This is a genomic window from Humibacter ginsengiterrae (assembly GCF_054780115.1).
The window spans coordinates 1-19,613 of sequence record NZ_BAAGWY010000011.1 but is presented as its reverse complement, the minus strand read 5'-3'; the positions used below and the strand labels follow the sequence as shown (position 1 = coordinate 19,613).

Here is a 19,613-nt window from a genome sequence, read left to right as displayed (position 1 = left end):
CACGAACTATGACGCTCCGTGTACCGCTGTTGCGGCGGCGGTCGCGCATCCAGACGGGCGCACGTAGCGTGAACGCCGGTCCGGACATACAGCACCGTCATTCCAAGCGCAGCAGCACTGCGCAACCGTCGCCGGACCGACTCCAGCGAGGTGAGCATGACGTCAGTGGAATCACGACCGGCACGGCGGGTGCGCCCGCCGCGAGCTGGCACCCCGAACGGGCAGTGGAAGGTCGACGGCGCCGAGCCGCTGAACCCGACCGAAGTGCTCAAACGCGACGACGACGGACTCAACGTGCGCGAGCGCATCGAGACCATCTACGCGAAGAACGGCTTCGACAGCATCGAGTCGACCGACCTGCACGGCAGGTTCCGGTGGTGGGGCCTCTACACACAGCGCCGGCAGGGCATCGATGGCGGCAAGACCGCGACGCTCGAGCCTGAAGAGCTCGAAGACCGCTACTTCATGATGCGCATCCGCACCGACGGGGGTGTGCTGAACACCAGGCAGGTGCGGACGATCGGCGAGCTCTCCCGCGATTTCGCCCGCAACACAGCCGACATCAGCGACCGGCAGAACGTGCAGCTGCACTGGGTCGAGATCGAGAACGTGCCCGAGATCTGGCGCCGGCTCGAAGAAGTCGGCATGCGCACCACCGAGGCGTGCGGTGACGTGCCGCGCACCATGCTCGGCAGCCCGGTGGCCGGTATCGCGGCGGACGAGATCATCGACCCGACCGCCGCGCTCCGCGTGCTGAGCGAACGGTACATCGGAGACCCCAGGTACTCGAACCTGCCGCGCAAGTACAAGACCGCGATCACCGGGCATCCGAGTCTCGACGTCGCCCACGAGATCAACGACGTGTCGTTCGTCGGCGTCGTGCATCCCGAGCTCGGCCCAGGCTTCGACCTCTGGGTCGGCGGGGCGCTCGCTGCGACTCCGAGATTCGCCGAGCGACTCGGAGCGTTCGTCTCCGAGGAGCGCGTGCCGGAGGTGTGGGAGGGTGTCACCGGCATCTTCCGGGACTACGGATACCGCCGGTTGCGCAACAAGGCCAGGCTGAAGTTCCTGCTCGCCGACTGGGGACCTGAGCGGTTCCGGCACGTTCTGGAGACCGAATACCTCGGCTACTCGTTGCCCGACGGCCCCGCCCCGCGGCGGGCGACCGGCCCAGGCGACCACGTCGGCGTGCACAAGCAGAAGGATGGCCGGTACTACATCGGCGCAGCGACCACGGTCGGCCGTACCTCCGGTACCGAGCTCATCCAGCTGGCGGATGCCGTCGAGCGGCACGGGTCCGAGCGCCTGCGGTTCACCGCATTCCAGAAGGTGCTCGTACTCGACGTCGCCGAGGAGCTCGTTCCCTCCATGGTCGCTGACCTGGACGCCCTCGGCCTCTCCAGCAGACCGAGTCCGTTCCGCCGCAGTACCATGGCGTGCACCGGGCTGGAGTACTGCAAGCTCGCCATCGTCGACACGAAGGACACGGCGCGCGACACGATCGCGGAGCTCGAGCGACGGCTCGCCGACGTCGAGCTGCCGGAGGCCATCAGCCTTCACGTGAACGGATGCCCGAACTCGTGCGCGCGCATCCAGGCTGCCGACATCGGGCTGAAGGGCCAGATCGTCACCGACGAGCACGGCGTGCAGCATCCGGGGTTCCAGGTGCACCTCGGCGGGGGTCTCGCCTCGCACACGCGGGCAGAGGCAGCGCTCGGCCGCACCGTGCGCGGGCTCAAGGTCATCGCATCCGATCTGCCCGACTACGTCGAGCGGCTCGTGCGCCGGTACCTCGCCGACCGCAGCGACGGCCAGACGTTCGCCGAGTGGGCGAATGCGGCAGACGAGGAGGCGCTGCGATGAGCGGAACGCGAACCGGCACCCGCTCGACGGAGGAGCTGCGGAAGCTGGCCGAGGCGGGTGCCGCAGCGGTCGGTTCGGGGACGGATGTCGAGGCATCCGCCGCCGAGGTCGTCGCGTGGGTCGCGGAGAACTTCGGCGTGCGTGCTGCAGCCGTCGCCTGCTCCATGGCGGATGCCGTGCTGCCGCACCTCGTCTCGCAGCAGCTGCCCGGTGTCGATGTGCTGTTCCTCGACACGGGCTATCACTTTCTGGAGACGAGGATCACGCGCGACGAGGTGGCGCGGTCGCTCGATGTCACCGTGGTCGACGTGCTGCCCGAACAGACCGTCGCGCAGCAGGACGCCGAGTACGGCGCCGAGCTCTTCTCCCGCGATCCTGGCCTCTGCTGCGCCCTGCGCAAGGTAGCACCGTTGAAGAAGGCGCTGGCCGGCTACGAGGTGTGGTTCACCGGGGTGCGTCGCGATGAGGCACCCACCCGCACCGGGACCCCGCTGATCCAGTGGGACGAGCGCCACGGGCTGGTCAAGGTGAACCCGCTTGCCGCGTGGAGCTTCGACGAGCTGCTCGACTACGCCGCCGAGCACGCCGTGCCGCTGAACCTGCTGCTGAGCAACGGGTATCCGTCAATCGGGTGCGAACCGTGCACGCGGCAGGTGGCGCCCGGAGAGGATCCGCGGTCCGGTCGCTGGGCCGGGCTCGCCAAGACGGAATGCGGGATACATCTATGAGCGACGCGACGCTGACCGCGACGGCGGGTTTCGATACCCGCGCTGTCGTGCCCGGCGAGGCCGGCGGGCGTACGGGCTCCGGCAATGCAGGCACCGCCTTGGACGCGCTCGAGAACGAGGCGATCCACATCATCCGCGAGGTCGTCGCCGAGTTCGAGCGGCCGGTGATGCTGTTCTCCGGCGGCAAGGACTCCGTCGTCATGCTGCACCTGGCGGCAAAGGCGTTCTGGCCAGCGCGCATACCGTTCCCCGTGCTGCACGTGGACACCGGGCACAACTTCCCCGAGGTGATCGCGTTCCGAGACGCGACGGTCGAACGGCTGGGGCTACGGCTGCACGTCGCGCGCGTGCAGGACTACATCGACGACGGACGCCTGTCCGAGCGTCCCGACGGCACCCGCAACCCGTTGCAGACGCTGCCCCTGCTCGACGCCATCCGCGAAGGAAGGCACGATGCCGTCTTCGGCGGCGGACGGCGAGACGAGGACAAGGCCAGGGCCAAGGAACGCATCATCTCGCTGCGCGACGAGTTCGGCCAATGGGATCCGCGCAACCAGCGCCCCGAGCTCTGGAACCTCTACAACGGCCGGCACACGCCCGGACAGCATGTGCGTGCGTTCCCGATCAGCAACTGGGCAGAGCTCGACGTGTGGCGATACATCCAGCGCGAGGGAATCGAGCTGCCGCCTCTGTACTACGCGCACGAACGCGACGTGTACCGGCGCGACGGCATGTGGCGCGCGGTCGGCCCGGTCTCCCCACCCCGTCCGGACGAGCACGTCGAACGACGCTCGGTGCGCTATCGAACGGTGGGCGACATGTCGTGCACGGGAGCCGTTGAGTCGGATGCCGCCGACGTCGCCGCCGTCGTGCGCGAGGTGGCGGCATCCACCATCACCGAGCGCGGTGCGACCCGAGCCGACGACCGCATCTCAGAGGCCGGGATGGAAGATCGCAAAAAGGACGGGTACTTCTGATGCGCGGTGGAGCTGAAAGCGAAGGTCCAGTGAACCTTCGCCGCGACCCCAGCGCCGAGACAGCTGTGCTGTCGCGGGCCGATAACACGCTGTTCCGGTTCGCCACGGCCGGATCCGTCGATGACGGCAAGTCCACCCTCGTCGGACGCCTGCTGCACGACAGCAAAGCCATCCTCGTCGACCAGCTGGATGCCCTCACCCGGGCCAGCGCCGCCCGCGGATTCGGCGGCGGCGATCGTCTCGACTTCGCGCTGCTCACCGACGGGCTCCGGGCCGAGCGCGAGCAAGGCATCACGATCGACGTCGCCTACCGGTACTTCGCGACCGACCGGCGCAGCTTCATCCTCGCCGACTGCCCCGGTCACGTGCAGTACACCCGCAACATGGTCACCGGAGCGACCACGGCGGACGCGGTCGTCGTGCTGGTCGACGTGCGCAAGGGCGTTCTCGAGCAGACCCGCCGCCACCTGTCGGTCGTGCGGCTGCTGCGCGTTCCGCACCTCGTCGTGGCCGTCAACAAGGTCGACCTCGTCGGCTACGAGGAGGCGGTCTTCCGGGCAGTCGAGTCGGAGGTGATCGCCGTCGCGACCGAACTCGGCATCGACGACCCACGGGTCATCCCGGTGTCCGCGCTGGAGGGAGACAACGTCGTCGAGCCGTCCGCGAACACGCCGTGGTACGAGGGTCCCGCCCTGCTCGAGCTGCTGGAGACCCTCAGCGTCGTCGACGAGGTGGAGTCCGCGACGGCGCCCTTCCGATTTCCGGTGCAATCGGTCATCCGTCCGCAGGGTGCTCTCGCGCCTGGACTGGATGCCGATGACTACCGGGACTATCGCGGGTATGCCGGCCAGGTCGCATCCGGCTCCGTACGGGTGGGCGACCGCGTCACCGTGATCCCCGGCGGCGCAACGACCACCGTCACCGCGATAGACCGTGCCGGCGAGGCGAGAGAGACCGCGTTCGCCACGCAGTCGCTCGCGCTGCGGTTGGCGGACGACCTCGACGTGGCGCGTGGGCACGTGATCGTGGCGGAGGGCACGCATCCGCTCCCCTCGTCCGACCTCACGGCGTCGCTGTTCTGGCTTGACCCGCGCCCGCTCACGCCCGGAGCGCGCATTCTCGTCAAATACGGCACCGCGACCGTGCAGGCGCTCGTGCGGGAACTGCAGGGCAGGTTCGACCTCGACACGCTCGGGCTGCATCCGGCCGAGCGGCTCGAGATCAACGACATCGGACGGGCGACCCTGCGCCTGGCGTCGGCGCTGCCGCTGCAGCCGTACGCCGAGCACCGCAGGGCCGGAGCGTTCGTCGTCATCCACCCGCAAGACGGCGCCACACTCGCGGCCGGCACGGTCATCGACACCGCCGCCTGAACCTGCATCCGCAACGAATCTCCGACACGAAAGGAGCACCACCATGGCGTTACGCACCAGTAAGCCCATCCTCCGACTCCTGAGCGTGCTGGCGATGTGCGCCGGCGTGGCGATCATGGCATCCGGATGCTCCTCCCCCGCCGCCGACGCAGCGGCGACCACGAGCGCTAGGCAACTCAGGCTCGGGTACTTCGACAACGTCACCCACGCGCCCGCGTTGATCGGCGTGCAGGAGGGCATCTTCAGCAAGTCGCTTGGCTCCGTGGCGCTCAAGACCGAGCGATTCAATGCCGGCCCTGCCACCATTGAGGCGCTGAGCGCCGGCGCTATCGATGCCGCCTTCCTCGGTCCGTCTCCCGCGATCAACTCGTTCACGGCCAGCGGCGGCGCATCGCTCCGGGTGGTCGCCGGGGCGACCAACGGCGGTGCCGCGCTCGTCGTGCGCAAGGGCATCGACAATGTGTCACAGCTGAAGGGCACCACGCTCGCGACGCCCCAGCTCGGCAACACGCAAGACGTCGCTCTGCGCACCTACCTGGCGAAGAACGGCCTGAAGACCTCGGTCAGCGGCGGCGGCGACGTCACCATCACCCCGACGGACAACGCCCAGACCCTGCAGCTCTTCAAGCAGGGCAAGGTGGATGGCGCGTGGCTGCCGGAGCCGTGGGCGTCCCGCCTGGTTCTGGATGCCGGTGCTCACGTTCTCGTCGACGAGCACACGCAGTGGAAGGGCGGCGCGTTCCCCACGACGGTGCTCGTGGTGCGCACCGACTTCTTGCAACAGCATCCGCAGACCGTCGCCGCCCTGATCGCCGGCGAGCGGGATGCCATCTCCTGGCTGAACCACCACGACTCCGCAGAGTCCGTGAAGGCGATCAACGCCCGGCTGACCGCGGACGGTGGATCCGCAATCCCCGACGCCGTCGTCGCGCGTGCGCTGAAGAACGTGTCGTTCAGCGTCGACCCTCTCGCCTCGACTTTCCCCCTGCAGCTGAAGCATGCCGTCGACGCGGGGCTGGCGAAGAACGCGAAGCTGAACGGCCTCTTCGATCTGCGCATAGTGAACACGGCGCTGAAGAAGAGCGGGGCTGCACCGGTCTCCGCGGCAGGGCTGGGCCGACAATGAGCGCCGTGTCCACGGGTGCCGGCACGCCGCCTCGCGGCCACGCGGCCGGCGGGGAGAGTGCCGCCGTCGACATCCGGGCGCTAACGAAACGCTATGCCGCCCGCGGGCCCGTCGTGCTGGACGATGTCTCACTCTCCATCGCGAAGGGTGAGTTCGCGTGTCTGGTCGGGGCATCCGGATGCGGCAAGTCGACACTCTTGAACATCATCGCGGGCCTGGAAGCCCCTACCTCGGGCACCGTCGACGTGCCCAGCGGCCGCGCCGCCGTGATGTTCCAGGAGCCTGCGCTGTTTCCCTGGCTGAGTGCATCCCGCAACGTCGAACTCGCTCTGAAGCTCGCGGGCACGCCCAAATCCCGCCGCCGCCCTCGGGCGCTCGAGCTGCTCGACCTCGTGAACCTGGCAGACGCCGCGGACCGACGGCCGCACGAGCTCTCCGGAGGCATGCGGCAACGCGTCGCACTGGCCAGGGCACTTGCCCAGGATCGCGACGTGCTCCTGATGGACGAACCGTTCGCCGCCCTGGATGCCATCACCCGCGACCTCCTGCACGACGAGCTCGTGCGGGTCTGGCGGGAAACGGGTCGCACGATCGTCTTCGTCACGCACAACGTGCGCGAGGCCGTGCGCCTCGGTGAGCGGGTCGTGCTGCTGTCGTCGCGGCCGGGACGCATCGCGGCGCAGTGGCAGGTCGGATCCGCCTTCGACGAGGCCGACGACCGCCGCATCGAATCGCCGGAGGTCTCGCGCCTGGCGATCGAGATCACCGACCACCTCCGAACGGAGATCCGCCGTGCCGCTTGAAGCCCCGGTCACCACAGCTCGCCTTCCGGCAAGCTCAGGATCCGTCGCGCGCGACGTCCGGAAGGACGCGTATCGAGACGACGCCGATGCACCGTCATCCGTCGGCGGTCCCCTCGACTCCGACCTGCGGTCCCTCGAGTCCGGGCTCGACTCCCTGCAAGCGGAGAACGCGGGGTCGGGCCGCTCGTGGCGCCGCGTGCTGGGCAGCGTGCTGCTGCCCGTCGCACTCCTCGTCGTGCTGGTCGTGGCGTGGCAGTTGTACGTGACGGTCGCGCATCCGCGTCCGGACATCGTGCCGAGCCCCGGAGACGTGGTGGGCTCATTCGGCCAGCTCTGGTCCGCGGGGCGCCTGCAGCAGGCCGTGCTCACGAGCCTCGAGCGCGGTGTGATCGGGTTTCTCGTCGCCGCGGCCGTCGCGACACCGTTCGGGCTGCTGCTGGCCGAGGTGCGGGTGCTGCGACGTGCGTTCGGCCCGCTGATCACCGGGCTGCAGGTGCTTCCGTCGGTCGCGTGGGTTCCCGCCGCGATCCTCTGGTTCGGACTCACGGATGCCACCGCATACTTCGTCGTGCTGATGGGGGCGATCCCGTCGATCGTGAACGGTCTGCTGAACGGCGTCGACCAGGTGCCGCCGCTGTTCCGGCGCGTCGGAACCGTGCTCGGTGCCGGGCGTGTGCAGCAGGGCACGCTGATCGTGCTCCCGGCCGCCTTGCCCGGGTATCTCGGCGGGCTCAAGCAGGGGTGGGCGTTCAGCTGGCGCTCGCTCATGGCGGCCGAGATCATCACGACCGGCGGCACCATGGGTTTCGGGCTGGGCACCCTGCTCGACCAGAGCAGGCAGCTCGCCGACATCTCGGGGGTCTTCGTCGCGATCCTGTCGATCCTCGCGATCGGCATCGTCGTCGAACTGCTCGTTTTCGCCCCGATCGAACGCAGGCTGGCTCGCTCCCGCGGCCTTGCGCGCGGTGGTGAGCGGTGAGCGAGTCCGCCGCATCCGCCGTGGTCACCGCGGGGATCGGCAGTGTCGCGCTGATCGGCGGCGGCCCCGGCGACGCGGGACTGATCACCGTACGCGGGCTCGAGCTGCTGCACGCCGCCGACGTCGTCGTCGCCGACCGGCTCGGCCCCCGCTCTCTGCTCGGCGAGCTCGCTGACGACGTGCTCGTGATCGACGTGGGCAAGCATCCAGGCCATCATCCGGTGCCGCAGCACGAGATCGACCGCATCATCGTCGAGCACGCCCTCGCCGGCCGGGCCGTCGTGCGGTTGAAGGGCGGCGACCCGTTCGTGTTCGGCAGAGGTCCGGAAGAGGTCGCCGCGTGCCGCGCGGCGGGGGTGCCCGTCGAGGTCGTACCCGGAGTCTCCAGCGCGATCGCCGTGCCGGCAGCCGTGGGCATTCCCGTGACGGCGCGCGGTATCGCGAACGGCTTCACGGTGCTCACCGGACACGAGGACATCGCCGACATCCCCGGCGGATCGAACCACACCGTCGTGCTGCTGATGGGCGTAGGCGGTCTCGCCGCAAGCGCGGCCGCCCTGGTGCGAGCCGGCCGACGCCCCGAAACCCCGGTCGCAGTGATCGAAGACGGCTTCGGACCGCGGCAGCGCGTGACGACCGGCACGCTTGGCACCATCGCGGCGATCGCTGCGATCGCAGACATCCGTCCGCCCGCCGTCACCGTGGTGGGCGACGTCGTGAACCTGTACGAGAGGAACCAACAGCAATGACCCGGCACTTACGCGTCGCGATCGTCGGCGCCGGCCCGGCCGGCATCTACGCCGGCGACATCCTGAGCCGAACCGGACTGGACGTCTCGATCGACCTGTTCGAGGCGCTGCCGGCGCCATATGGTCTGATCCGCTACGGCGTCGCCCCCGATCACCCGCGCATCAAGGGCATCGTGAACTCCCTGCACGAGATGCTCGACGGCGGCAGCATCAGGCTGCTCGGCAACGTCACGTTCGGTCGCGACCTCACTCTGGCCGACGCACGCCGGCTGTACGACGCGGTCATCATCGCGACCGGGGCGTCCCGCGATGCCGAGCTCGACATCCCGGGCATCGACCTGCCCGGATCGTTCGGTGCGGCGGATGTCGTGAGCTGGTACGACGGGCATCCGGATGTCCCGCGCGAGTGGCCCTTGAACGCCCGCGAGATCGCGGTGATCGGCAACGGCAATGTGGCGCTCGACGTGGCACGCGTGCTCGCGAAGCTGCCACAGGACATGCTGCGCACCGACATCCCGGCCAATGTGCACGCCGGTCTGGCCGCGTCGCCCGTCACCGACGTGCACGTGTTCGGCCGGCGCGGCCCTGCGCACGTGCGGTTCACGCCCATCGAGCTGCGCGAGCTCGGTGAGATCCCGGGCGTCGACACGATCGTGTACGAGGAGGACTTCGCCGACGTCGCGGGCATCGACGAGGTCGTCGCGGCGGCGGGCACGAACCAGGTCAAGGTGATGACGCGCACCATGCGCGGCTGGCTCGAGCGTGCGCGAACGGATGCGGCGCGCAGGCTGCACCTGCACTTCTGGCACCGGCCGGTGCAGGTGCTCGGCACGGATGCGGTCGAGGGCGTGCGGTTCGAGCGCACGGTTCTGCGCGGCGGCGCGGCCGTCGGCACGGGCGAGTTCCGTGACCACTCCGTGCAGGCGCTCTACCGCGCGGTCGGCTACGTCGGGTCGCCGGTGCCCGACGTGCCGTTCGACGCCGAGCACGGGGTCGTGCGCAACGAGGAGGGGCGGGTTCTGGGCCAGGACGGCGCCCCGATTCCCGGCCTGTACACGACCGGCTGGATCAAGCGCGGCCCGGTCGGCCTGATCGGCCACACCAAAGGCGACGCAATGGAGACGATCGAACACCTGGTCAGCGACTTCGACGACCTGCCCCGGGCAGCCGAGGCCGAGCCGGACGCGGTGCTCGCGCTGCTGGAGGAGCGTGGCATCCAGTACACGACGTGGCAGGGCTGGCTGGCCCTCGATGCCCATGAGCGCGCACTCGGCGCGGCCGACACGTCACCCGTGGAGCGCGAGCGGGTCAAGGTCGTCTCACGCGACGAGCAGGTCGCCGTCTCGAACGCCGCGGTGTCGGTCGGGTGAGCCGGCCCCGACGACCAGTCCACCGGGTGAGCCGGCCGCGCCACGTCCGCGCGGCGCAGCCTCCCACTCGCATGAGTTACGGTGAACCCCGATGACAACGCAGGAGCAGGCCGCGGTCGGAACGCGCAGCAGGTGGCGTCCGCTCACGTGGATCATCCCGCTCGTCGTCGTGGGCGCCGTGGTCGTGGTGCTCGTCGCACGCTGGTTCGTGGCGCTTCCGGCCGTCGCCGACTTCATCCGTACGTACCCCGGGCAGAGCGAGCTGCCGTCGTGGGCGCCGGTCGGCTTTCCGCTGTGGCTGGCGGTCCTGCACTTCCTGAGCGGCGCGTTCCTGCTGTTCATCGTGCTCTCCGGCTGGACCGTGCGGCGCACCCGGCGCTCAGGCACCCGGCCGCGCGAGTTCTGGATCCGCGACAACGACCGCCTCGTCCGCACGCCCAACCCGCCGGTGCGCATCACGCTCACGTCGTGGTGGCACCTCACGGTGGACGCCCTCTGGGTGCTTACCGGTCTGCTGTTCGTCGTGCTGCTGTTCAGCACGGGGCAGTGGGTGCGCATCGTTCCGACCAGGTGGGATGCGATCCCGAACGCCGTCTCCGCCGCGCTGCAGTACGTCTCGTTCCACTGGCCGCACACCGACGGCTGGGTGAATTACAACGCACTGCAGCTGCTGACCTACTTCGTCACCGTGTTCGTCGCGGCGCCGCTCGCGGTGCTCACGGGCATCCGTCTCGCACCGGGTCTCTCCGTTCGGTGGCGGCGGTTCGACAAGCGGTTCCCGCTGCCGGTGGCCCGGGTCATCCATTTCGCGACGATGATCTGGTTCGTGGCGTTCACCGTGGTGCACGTCGCGCTCGTTCTGCTCACCGAGCCGCTGCGCAACCTCAACCACCTGTACGGGCTGCGAGATGACGACACCTGGGTCGGCCTCGTCGTGTTCGTCGTCTCGCTCATCGTGATCGCCGTCGCGTGGGCCGTGCTGCGGCCGCCGCGACTGGATGCCGTCGCCGAGCTGACCGGCAGCGTCAAGCGGCGCTGAGCGCTCGCCTCGGCCCCGGGCTCAGCGTGCGGTCCACCCGCCGTCTACGGCCAGCGTCTGACCCGTGATCAGCGATGCGGCCGGTGAGGCGAGGAACACGGCCGCGCCGGACACTTCGCGCGGGGTGCCGATGCGATGGAGGCCGGCGATGCGCTCCACCGTGTCCGCTCGGAACGCAGGGTCGGAGAGTGCCGCCTCGGTGCCGTCGGTCTCGATGAAGGTCGGGGCGAGCGCGTTCACCCGGATGCCGTATTCGCCCCACTCGACCGCGTGGCATCGCGTCATGTGCACGACGGCCGCCTTCGCGATGCAGTACGACGACTCCCCTGGCAGTGCCACGAGCCCGGCCTGGGAGGCAATGTTCACGATGGCACCGCCGCCCGCGTTTCGCATGTGCCGGGCGGCGTGCTGCGACAGGAAGTACGTCGACTTCGTGTTGAGCGCCCACACCCGGTCGAAGTCCTGCTCCGTCACGTCGATGGCCGGTGCCACGATTCCACCGCCGGCGTTGTTGACCAGGGTATGAAGCCGGCCGAACTCGTCGACCGTGCGGTCGATGGCCGCCCTGGCTGCGTCGAGGTCAGTGACATCCATGCGCACGGGCAGTGCGCGACGACCGAGAGCCTCGATCTCGGATGCCAGTCCTGCGTCGTCCGTCTCGTCGCGCAGTCCGATGGCGACGTCGGCGCCTGAGCGGGCGAACTCGAGGGCGACGGCGCGGCCGAGTCCGCGCCGGGCGCCCGTGACGAGCACGGCGCTGCCGGAGAGGTCGAACGGCGAGTCTGGGATGAAGGGTTCCGTCATGTCAGCCACGCTAGGCCGTGCGCCGCCGGGTCTGCTCGACTACGCCGGTGCCGTCAGCACCCGCACCGGCGTGCCGCCGAGGTACGCCAGAACGTCGTCGACGGCGTCGCCGTAGAACGCCCGGTAGTTGTCGGTGGAGACGTAGCCGATGTGTGGGAGCAGCAGCGTGTTCGGCGCGGAACGCAACGGGTGGTCGGCCGGCATCGGCTCGCGGTCGTACACGTCGAGCGCCGCGCCCGCGATGCTGCCGTTGCGCAGGGCATCCAACAGCGCCGCCTCATCGACGATGGGGCCGCGGGAGGTGTTGATCAGGTAGGCGTCCTCACGCATCAGTGCGAGCTCTGCTGCACCCACGAGACCCCGCGTTCCCGGTGTAAGCGGCAGATGGATCGTCAGGATGTCCGGCACCGAGAACAGTTCGTCGCGTGTCACAGCCGTCACACCGTGCTCTGAGGCACGATCCTGCGTGAGCGAACGGCTCCACGCGATCACACGCATGCCGAACGCCTGTGCCAGCCGCGCGACTGGGACGCCGAGACGTCCGAGCCCGAGCACGCCCAGCGTGCGCCCGGCGAGCCCTGGCCCGATCGTGTGCTGCCATCCGCCCGAGCGGACGGCAGCGTCCTCCTCCACGAAGTGCCGCATCAATGCGATCATCATGCCGATCGTCAGCTCTGCGACGCCGTTGCCCCCCGACCCCGTGCCGCACACGACGATGCCCGCCCGTCTCGCGGCATCCAGATCGATCGACGCGTTGCGCATGCCCGTCGTGACGAGCAGCCGCAACGACGGCAAACTCTCAAGCACCTCGGCCGGGAACGCGGTGCGTTCTCGCATGGCCACGATCGCCTCACTGGAGCGGATGCGCTCCAGCAGCTCTGCCCCCTCGAGATGCCGCTCCACGACGTCGATGTCGAACACGTCGAGGAGGGATGACCAGTCCGCGGAGCGCAGCGCGATCCGCTGGTAGTCGTCGAGGATCGTCAGAACGCGACGCTTGCCCGACGACCACACCCCTCCGCCCACGCCGATTCTCGCTACTTCGAGCCGGACGACGAACTCGAACCCGACGAACCCGAGCCGGAGAGCGCCTGCTGTGCGGCGAGCGCGTCGGCGAGGTCTTTCTGCAGCCGGGCATCCTGTGCGCCATATGTTGTCCAGTCGCCCGCCTTCAGCGCGGCGTCACGGTCGGCGAGTGCCTGCTTGGCGTCGGTCAGCGCAGCCTGCAGCTTCTGCTCCTCTGAGGCGTTCTGCGACGATGCGCCGGAACCGCCCGTGCCGGTGGACGGGCTGGTCGTCGGCTCGCTCGTGGAGCCCGCCCCTGTGTCGCCGGCCGTCGCACCGGAGTCGCCTCCGAACAGCACGTCGAGCGCGCCGTCGAGGGTGTTCTCGAACGCGATCTTGTCACCGAACGAGACCAGCACCTTCTGCAGAAGCGGGTAGCTCGTGGAACCGCTGGACTGCACGTACACCGGTTCGACGTAGAGAAGGCCGCCGCCGACGGGCAACGTCAGCAGGTTGCCGTTGATCACCTTCGTCGACCCCTGTCTCAGCAGGTTCAACGCCGTGGACACTCCCGGATCGGAGTCGAAATTGTTCTGCACCTGGCCCGGCCCGGGGATCGTGTCCTGCGACGGCAGACGCAGTAGTCGCAGCGTTCCGTAGTCGGATGCCTTCGTGCCCGGCTTGTTCCCGGCGTTGGAGTCGACCGCCAGGTATCCCTTGAGGATGCTGCGGTTCGATGCGCTCGTCGACTGCGGAATGTAGGTGGTGTAGAGCGAGAACTGCGGCGACTTCTGGCCGGGCATCTGCATCGTCAGGTAGTACGGCGGCTGCAGCGACGTGGCATCCGAGCTCGAGGGATCGTCGGGAACCTGCCACGCGTCGGTGCGCGAGAAGAACGACCCGGGATCGGTCACGTGGTACTGAGCGAGGATCTCGCGCTGCACCTTGAACAGGTCGGCCGGGTAGCGCACGTGGCTCATCAGAGCACCGCTCATGTCGCTGAGCGGCTTCACCGTGCCGGGGAAGATCTTCTCCCACGTCTTCAGCACGGGGTCCGACGCGTCCCACGCGTACAGCGTCACCTTGCCCGAATACGCGTCGACCGTGGCCTTCACCGAGTTGCGGATGTAGTTCACGTTGTCCATACCGAACCCGGTGGTCGAGGAGTTCTGCGAGTCGGAGATGGCGTCGCCGTACGAGACCTCCTGAGAGTACGGGTACTGGTCGCTGGTCGTGTATCCGTCGATGATCCATACGATGCGGCCGTTCACCACCGAAGGGTACGGGTCGCTGTCCAACGTGAGATACGGCGCCACCTGTCGCACGCGCGAGAGCGGGTCTCGGTTGTAGAGGATCTGCGAGTCGTTGTTGACGGCATCCGACAGCACGATCTGCTCATCCTGGAACTTGATCGCGTAGGCGAGACGCGTGAAGAGGTTGTCGAGCTTCGGGCCGCCGTTGCCGGAGTACGTGGTGTACGTCGCCTGCTCGCTGCCCGAGCCGGCCGGGTAGTCCAGCTCGACCGGTTTCGAGCCCTTCGGGGCACCCACGATCGAGTACCGCGGCGAGTCCTCGCCGAAGTACACCCGCGGCTGGTATTCGCCGAGCGCGCCTGAGGTCGGAATGCCGGATTCGAAGAAGTCCGGCTGTCCGTCGGCTTGCCGCTTGTTGCCGTACGCAGCGACGAGGCCGTAACCGTGCGTGTACACGAAGGTGTCGTTGTACTTGCCGGAATCGCCCAGGCCGGACTGGTGCAGCTCGCGCACCGCCACCACGCTGTCCTGCTCCTTGCCGTCGATCGTGTAGCGATCCACGTCGAGGTCCTGACTGAACCCGTAGTACTGCCGGAACTGCTGCAGCTGGGCGAACGCCCCCGACACGACGGACGGGTCGAGGATGCGGATGCTCGCCGTGGTGTCGGCATCCTTGCGCAGCGCGCCCTGCTTGGCATCCGTCTTCGCGTCGTACGTGCTCACCTTCACGTTGTCGACGCCGAACGCCTGCTGCGTCGACTTGATCGATCTGGCGATGTACGTGGACTCGATCGTCTTCTCGCTCGGCGCGACGATGAGCTTCTGCACACCCCACGGATAGATGACCCCGACGATGATGGCCGAGACGATGAGCAGCGCCGTGCCGACCAGCGGGTAGCGCCACCTGCCGATGAACGCGGTCAGCACGAAGAGCAGGGCCACGAGCGCGGCGATGCCGGCGAGGATGGCCCGGCCGGGAATCGTGGCCGTCACGTCCGTGTACGCTGCGCCGTTGACCCGGCCGCCGACGGTGGAGTCCGTGAGCGAGGCGTACCGGTCGAGCCAGATGCTGACTGCCTGCAGCAGCAGGTAGAAGGCGGCGATCACGGCGATCTGTACTCTCGCTGCCCGGGAGATGCGCACCTCGCGGCCGTTCACCCGAACCAAGCCGTAGAGGTAGCAGGTGGCGATCGTCGCCAGCAGCACGATGATCGTGACGGCCGACATGTACGCGAGCACGCTGCGGTAGAACGGCAGCGCGAACATGTAGAACGACACGTCGAGATGGAACTGCGGGTCGGTTTTGCCCGTAGACACGCCGTTCAGCCACAGGGCGGCGGTCTGCCATCTGCTCGAGGCGGCTGCTCCGGCGAAGAGGCCGAAGATGATCGGGATGCCGTAGGTCGCCACCCGACGGAGAGGCTCCACGACCTGCTGGTAGCGCCCGACGCCGGAGTCGAGCTTCGCGTACACGGGGCGCAGGCGGTAGGCGAGGAACATGCACAGCCAGAGCGGGATCGCCATGGCGAAGAAGCCGACGAAGAACATCGCCCACCCCGCGAACCACTGCGTGGTGAGCACCTCGAGGTAGCCGAGCTGCTGGAACCACAGCACGTCGGTGTACAGGCTCGTGAAGATGAAGAACGCGATGACGAGCACGGCGACGATACCGAGCGTGATCCAGATCGCCGCTCGGCGACGTCGACCGGGGCGGCCTACTGCTGCGGATGTCACGAATGATCCTCTTGGTGGGGGCGCGCGAGCCTCACGGTTCGCTGTCGGGCGTCAGGATGCGCGTGCCGTGTGCCCGCTCGCGCGCCCTGAAACACCCATCCTAGGGTGGGCATCCCGCGCGCCGGTCGGATGTGACCTGGGAACGCGCTGGATGCGCGGTGCGACCCCTATGACGCCTTGCAGGTGGGAAGGTGCGCGGTGCTCGAGCCCGTACGCACGGCATCCAGCACCTTGAGCGAGTCGTTCAGGGTCTTGACCGCGTAGACGTGCAGGCCGGCCGGGATGTGCCCGGTCACCTCGTCGCAGTTGGAAGCCGGTGCGAGGAACACGGTCGCCCCCGCCGAGCGGGCGCCGAACATCTTCTGCCGAATGCCGCCGATCGGCCCTACGTTGCCCTCGTTGTCGATCGTGCCCGTGCCGGCGACGTGAGCTCCGCCGTTCAGCGAGCCGGGTGTGAGCTTGTCCATGATGCCGAGCGCGAACATCTGGCCGGCGCTCGGTCCGCCGACGTTGTTCAGCTGGATCGTGACGTCGAACGGGAAGGTGTAATCCATGGTCGCGCCGATGCCGATCACGACGGAGCCGGCGGTCTTCTCCGGCGTCACCGTGACGTTCTGCTTCGTGCCGTCCCGCACGATCGTGATGGTCGCCGGCGTTCCGGCCCCGTTCTTGGCCAGCTGGTCGCGCAGGGACTGCACGCCTTTCACTGTGGCCCCGTTGACGGCGGTGATCTCGTCGCCGACGTCGATGACCCCCTTCGCCGGGCCGTTCGCCACCTGTTTCACCATGATGCGCTGGGAAAAGTGGTAGCCGAGCTCGTTCAGCGCAGCGGCGACCGCATCCTTCTGCGAGTCCGTCATCAGCTGCGCGTTCTCGGCGTTCTGCTGCTGCACGTTCTGGCCGGGCGGGAACGCGATGCCGACCGGAATCACGGCGCGTGACGGCGAGAGCCACGCCTGGATGACCTCGCCCCAGTTGGGCAGCTGGCCCGGCGCGCCGATCTCGGAGACCGTGAGCAGGTCGAGCGACCCCTTCGTCGGGTAGGTCTTGTGCCCGTCCACCACGATGAGCGGCTTCTTCGCGTCAGCGTTCGACGGCGTCTGCCCGACCGGATGGTCGTCGCCGAGCGTGTTGAATACCGGCCCGGGCGCTTCGATCACGTACGGCGCTGGTGAGAGCGCCATCACGAGAAGCAGCACGAACGCCACGACGACAAGTGCAGCGCCGACGCGGCGGGAACGGGGAACGCGAGCGTCGCCGGATGCCTCGTCGCCGGCATCCGCTGCCTCTCCGGTGCTTTCCGCCTGCGCGTCATCGGAGAACAGCGACACGGATGGCTCCTGTTCGCGACGGGCGGACGGCGGACCAGCCCAGCGTAGGCGATTTCCCACCTGCGGCTGCTGTGCAGCGGTCTAGCGTTGTTTCAGACGGTGATTCGCAACACACGGCGACGACGGGAAGAGGCATCGCATGTCCGATGACGACCGGAACGACCCCGACGACGAGCTGCGCGACATGCTGCGGCAGTTCCTGTCGGGAAACGCGTCGTTCGATCCCAGCCAGCTCGCCGGCGCGGCGGGACTGCCTGGCGATGCTGCGAGCATCCAGGCCCTGATGAGCCAGCTGCAGGGCGCGTTGCGCTCCTCCTCCGACGGTATCGACTGGAACATCGCGCTCGAGCAGGGCACGACGATCGCCTCGAAGGATGCCGTGGAGGCGACGCCGGCGGAGCGCGCGTCGCTCGACCAGGCATTCACCGTCGCGGCGCTCTGGCTCGACGAGGTGACGAGCATCTCCGAGCTGATGACCACACCGGTGCTGATGAGCCGCCGGCAGTGGGTGAACGACACCATGCCGGTGTGGACGCAGCTGGCCGAGCCGGTGGCGACGAGCATCTCGGATGCCCTCACGACCGTCATGCAGGAGCAGGCACCCGAAGAGATGCGCGGCATGCTGCAGAACGCGAGCCACATCGTACGTGCCGTCGGCGGCACGCTGTTCGCCGTGCAGCTCGGCCAGGTGGTCGGGCAGCTGTCTGCCGAGGTGGTGTCCGGGGGTGACGTGGGCATCCCGCTGCTGGGCGGCGGTACGGCCGCGCTTCTGCCACAGAACGTCGCCGCGTTCGGCGAGGGGCTCGACATCCCCACCGACCAGGTAGCGATCTATCTCGCGGTGCGCGAACTGGCGCATGCCAGGCTCTTCCGGCACGCGAAGTGGCTGCGGTTGCGGCTGATCACCGCGATCACCGAGTTCGCCCGTGGGGTCACCATCGATGCCGACCGCATGCAGGAGCTCGCGGAGGGCTTCGATCCGTCCAACCCGGAGGAGTTGCGCGAGGCGATGGTGAGCGGTGCCCTGATCCCGCCCAGGACGGAGGCGCAGGAAGCGGCGCTCGCCCGGCTGGAGACTCTGCTCGCCCTCATCGAGGGCTGGGTGGACGTTGTTACGGCACGTGCCACGTCGCGTCTGCCGAAGTCGGACGCCGTCGCCGAGACCGTGCGACGCAGGCGAGCCGCGGGAGGTCCGGCGGAGTCCGCGTTCGCGACACTCGTCGGGCTCGAGTTGCGTCCCCGCCGTCTGCGCGAGGCCGCGGCGATGTGGTCGCAGGTGACGGATGCTGCAGGTGACGACGAGCGGGACCGCCTGTGGTCGCACCCCGATCTGCTTCCGAGTTCCGAGGACATCGACGACCCGAGCCGTCTCGTCGCGCGGCTGACGGCATCCGCTTCCGGTGCGGAGCCGGAGTACGACGAGATGGACGAGGCCATTGCGGCGCTGCTGAACGGTGTGGACATGGGCGAGGCGCCCGCCGGGGGCGACGGACGGCCGAGCGTCGATGGGTCGCAGAGTGGCGGCGGATCGCCAAGTGGTGACGACGAGAAGCCGGATGACGCCGGCGAGGGGCCGAAGCCCGTCTGATCCGGCCGTCGGACTCTGGCTCGGCGGTGGACGCAGTCGAGGCTCGGGTCAGACGCGGAGCCATTCGTGGGCGAGTGCCGACAGGATGACCTGATCCTGGTACTCGCCATCGTGGGCTTGCCGCCGAACGCCCCCTTCGACGTACCCGCAGAGGGTGAACGGGCGCTCACCTGAGAGCCCTCGTCTTTCCGTCCACAGGGTTCGGGTTGGGTGGTTATCCACAGTCAAAAGGCCAGGTCAGAGACGCGTTCGGATTGTCGGTGGTCGGATTTAGCGTCGAAGACATGAACGATGAAGGACTGCCGGATGCTGGGCTGGAGGCCCAGCTGTGGTGGGTGGATGCCATCGACGAGTCCTCGCTCGTCGACGACTGCGACCGGTGCTCGTTCCAGAACGCGTCCGGGGCTTCCTCGCCTGCGGATCGGTTCGTGTCCTCGGCGGTCACGGTGTCGGGTGAGGAGGCGATCCGGTTCGCTCTGGATGCTGCGGTCGGCTCGCAGACGATGGTGAACATCGAGGCGGCTCGGCAGATGTTCGCGATCCGGGAAGCGTTCCAGTTTGCACGTGAGGATCCGCGGATCTACGTGCCGGTGGGGATCACGGAGCGTGACCCGAAAGCGGATGAGGTGGACTTCGCTCTTCGGTCGGTCGCGTTCGATCTCGCGCACCGGTTGCATGTCAGTGAGAACACGGTGCGGAGCATGGCGTGGGAAGGAGAGGTCCTCACGACGTCGTTGCCGCGGTTGCGTGATCTGTTCTGCTCGGGTCGGATCAGCCCGCAGCATGTCCGTGCCGCGGTCGACTCGTCCAGCGGCCTCCCGGATGCTGTGCTGGGCACGTACGACGAACGCCTGGCCGGGATCGCCGAACGGGTGACCCCCGGCGCGTTGG

Annotated in this window: 15 protein-coding genes and 1 pseudogene; 12 read left to right on the top strand and 4 right to left on the bottom strand. The window is 68.5% G+C overall.

The genetic code is table 11. The features are described from left to right. The first annotated feature begins 156 nt into the window (after positions 1-156). The 10 genes and pseudogenes from ACYVII_RS13130 to ACYVII_RS13085 all read left to right on the top strand — a co-directional run bounded on the left by ACYVII_RS13130 (position 157) and on the right by ACYVII_RS13085 (position 11,007). A complete protein-coding gene (locus ACYVII_RS13130; RefSeq protein ID WP_460535750.1) occupies positions 157-1,863 on the top strand; it encodes a nitrite/sulfite reductase in 1,707 nt (568 codons plus the stop codon). After that, entirely contained in the window at positions 1,860-2,591 is a 732-nt protein-coding gene (locus ACYVII_RS13125; RefSeq protein WP_460535748.1) for an adenylyl/phosphoadenylyl-sulfate reductase, read from the top strand. Before ACYVII_RS13130 ends, ACYVII_RS13125 begins: the two co-directional genes overlap by 4 nt. Next, complete coding sequence (cysD, locus tag ACYVII_RS13120) at positions 2,588-3,568, top strand: sulfate adenylyltransferase subunit CysD (RefSeq protein ID WP_460535746.1); 981 nt, start codon at positions 2,588-2,590, stop codon at positions 3,566-3,568. The genes ACYVII_RS13125 and cysD overlap by 4 nt, the downstream gene beginning before the upstream one ends. Then, positions 3,568-4,941: a sulfate adenylyltransferase subunit 1 gene (locus tag ACYVII_RS13115; protein WP_460535744.1), complete on the top strand. Its 1,374-nt coding sequence runs from the start codon at positions 3,568-3,570 to the stop codon at positions 4,939-4,941. Before cysD ends, ACYVII_RS13115 begins: the two co-directional genes overlap by 1 nt. Positions 4,942-4,984: 43 nt before the next feature. Next, positions 4,985-6,067 (top strand): ABC transporter substrate-binding protein, encoded by a 1,083-nt coding sequence (locus ACYVII_RS13110; RefSeq protein WP_460535742.1) that lies wholly within the window; start codon positions 4,985-4,987, stop codon positions 6,065-6,067. Positions 6,068-6,138: 71 nt separating this feature from the next. Continuing rightward, complete coding sequence (locus ACYVII_RS13105; protein ID WP_460535997.1) at positions 6,139-6,870, top strand: ABC transporter ATP-binding protein; 732 nt, start codon at positions 6,139-6,141, stop codon at positions 6,868-6,870. After that, positions 6,860-7,849, top strand: coding sequence for an ABC transporter permease (locus ACYVII_RS13100; protein WP_460535740.1), 990 nt, complete (start codon positions 6,860-6,862; stop codon positions 7,847-7,849). The genes ACYVII_RS13105 and ACYVII_RS13100 overlap by 11 nt, the downstream gene beginning before the upstream one ends. Before the next feature lie 35 nt (positions 7,850-7,884). Continuing rightward, positions 7,885-8,598 (top strand): annotated as a pseudogene (cobA, locus tag ACYVII_RS13095) (uroporphyrinogen-III C-methyltransferase); the annotation flags it as partial. Then, entirely contained in the window at positions 8,595-9,968 is a 1,374-nt protein-coding gene (locus ACYVII_RS13090) for a ferredoxin--NADP reductase domain-containing protein (protein ID WP_460535738.1), read from the top strand. The pseudogene cobA and the gene ACYVII_RS13090, both read left to right, overlap by 4 nt. 91 nt (positions 9,969-10,059) lie before the next feature. Beyond that, positions 10,060-11,007, top strand: coding sequence for a cytochrome b/b6 domain-containing protein (locus ACYVII_RS13085; RefSeq protein WP_460535736.1), 948 nt, complete (start codon positions 10,060-10,062; stop codon positions 11,005-11,007). Positions 11,008-11,028: 21 nt separating this feature from the next. Here ACYVII_RS13085 and ACYVII_RS13080 read toward each other — a convergent pair whose 3' ends face one another. The 4 genes from ACYVII_RS13080 to ACYVII_RS13065 form a co-directional block, all read right to left on the bottom strand. Further along, on the bottom strand, positions 11,029-11,811 hold the full coding sequence (locus ACYVII_RS13080) for an SDR family NAD(P)-dependent oxidoreductase (RefSeq protein WP_460535734.1): 783 nt from the start codon (positions 11,809-11,811) through the stop codon (positions 11,029-11,031). A gap of 39 nt (positions 11,812-11,850) precedes the next feature. Continuing rightward, positions 11,851-12,837 carry a D-2-hydroxyacid dehydrogenase family protein gene (locus tag ACYVII_RS13075; RefSeq protein ID WP_460535732.1) on the bottom strand — a complete coding sequence of 329 codons (987 nt, stop codon included), beginning with the start codon at positions 12,835-12,837 and terminating at the stop codon, positions 11,851-11,853. A gap of 11 nt (positions 12,838-12,848) precedes the next feature. Next, positions 12,849-15,803 (bottom strand): UPF0182 family membrane protein, encoded by a 2,955-nt coding sequence (locus ACYVII_RS13070; RefSeq protein ID WP_460535731.1) that lies wholly within the window; start codon positions 15,801-15,803, stop codon positions 12,849-12,851. Between the two features lie 167 nt (positions 15,804-15,970). Then, positions 15,971-17,134 (bottom strand): YlbL family protein, encoded by a 1,164-nt coding sequence (locus ACYVII_RS13065; RefSeq protein WP_460535729.1) that lies wholly within the window; start codon positions 17,132-17,134, stop codon positions 15,971-15,973. 139 nt (positions 17,135-17,273) lie between these two features. On the opposite strand from ACYVII_RS13065, the gene ACYVII_RS13060 reads away from it, so the two are divergent. Together ACYVII_RS13060 and ACYVII_RS13055 are read left to right on the top strand one after the other, a co-directional pair. Next, positions 17,274-18,722, top strand: coding sequence for a zinc-dependent metalloprotease (locus tag ACYVII_RS13060; RefSeq protein ID WP_460535727.1), 1,449 nt, complete (start codon positions 17,274-17,276; stop codon positions 18,720-18,722). A gap of 284 nt (positions 18,723-19,006) precedes the next feature. Continuing rightward, positions 19,007-19,613 (top strand): hypothetical protein (locus ACYVII_RS13055; protein WP_460535725.1); only part of this gene is annotated, 607 nt, incomplete at its 3' end.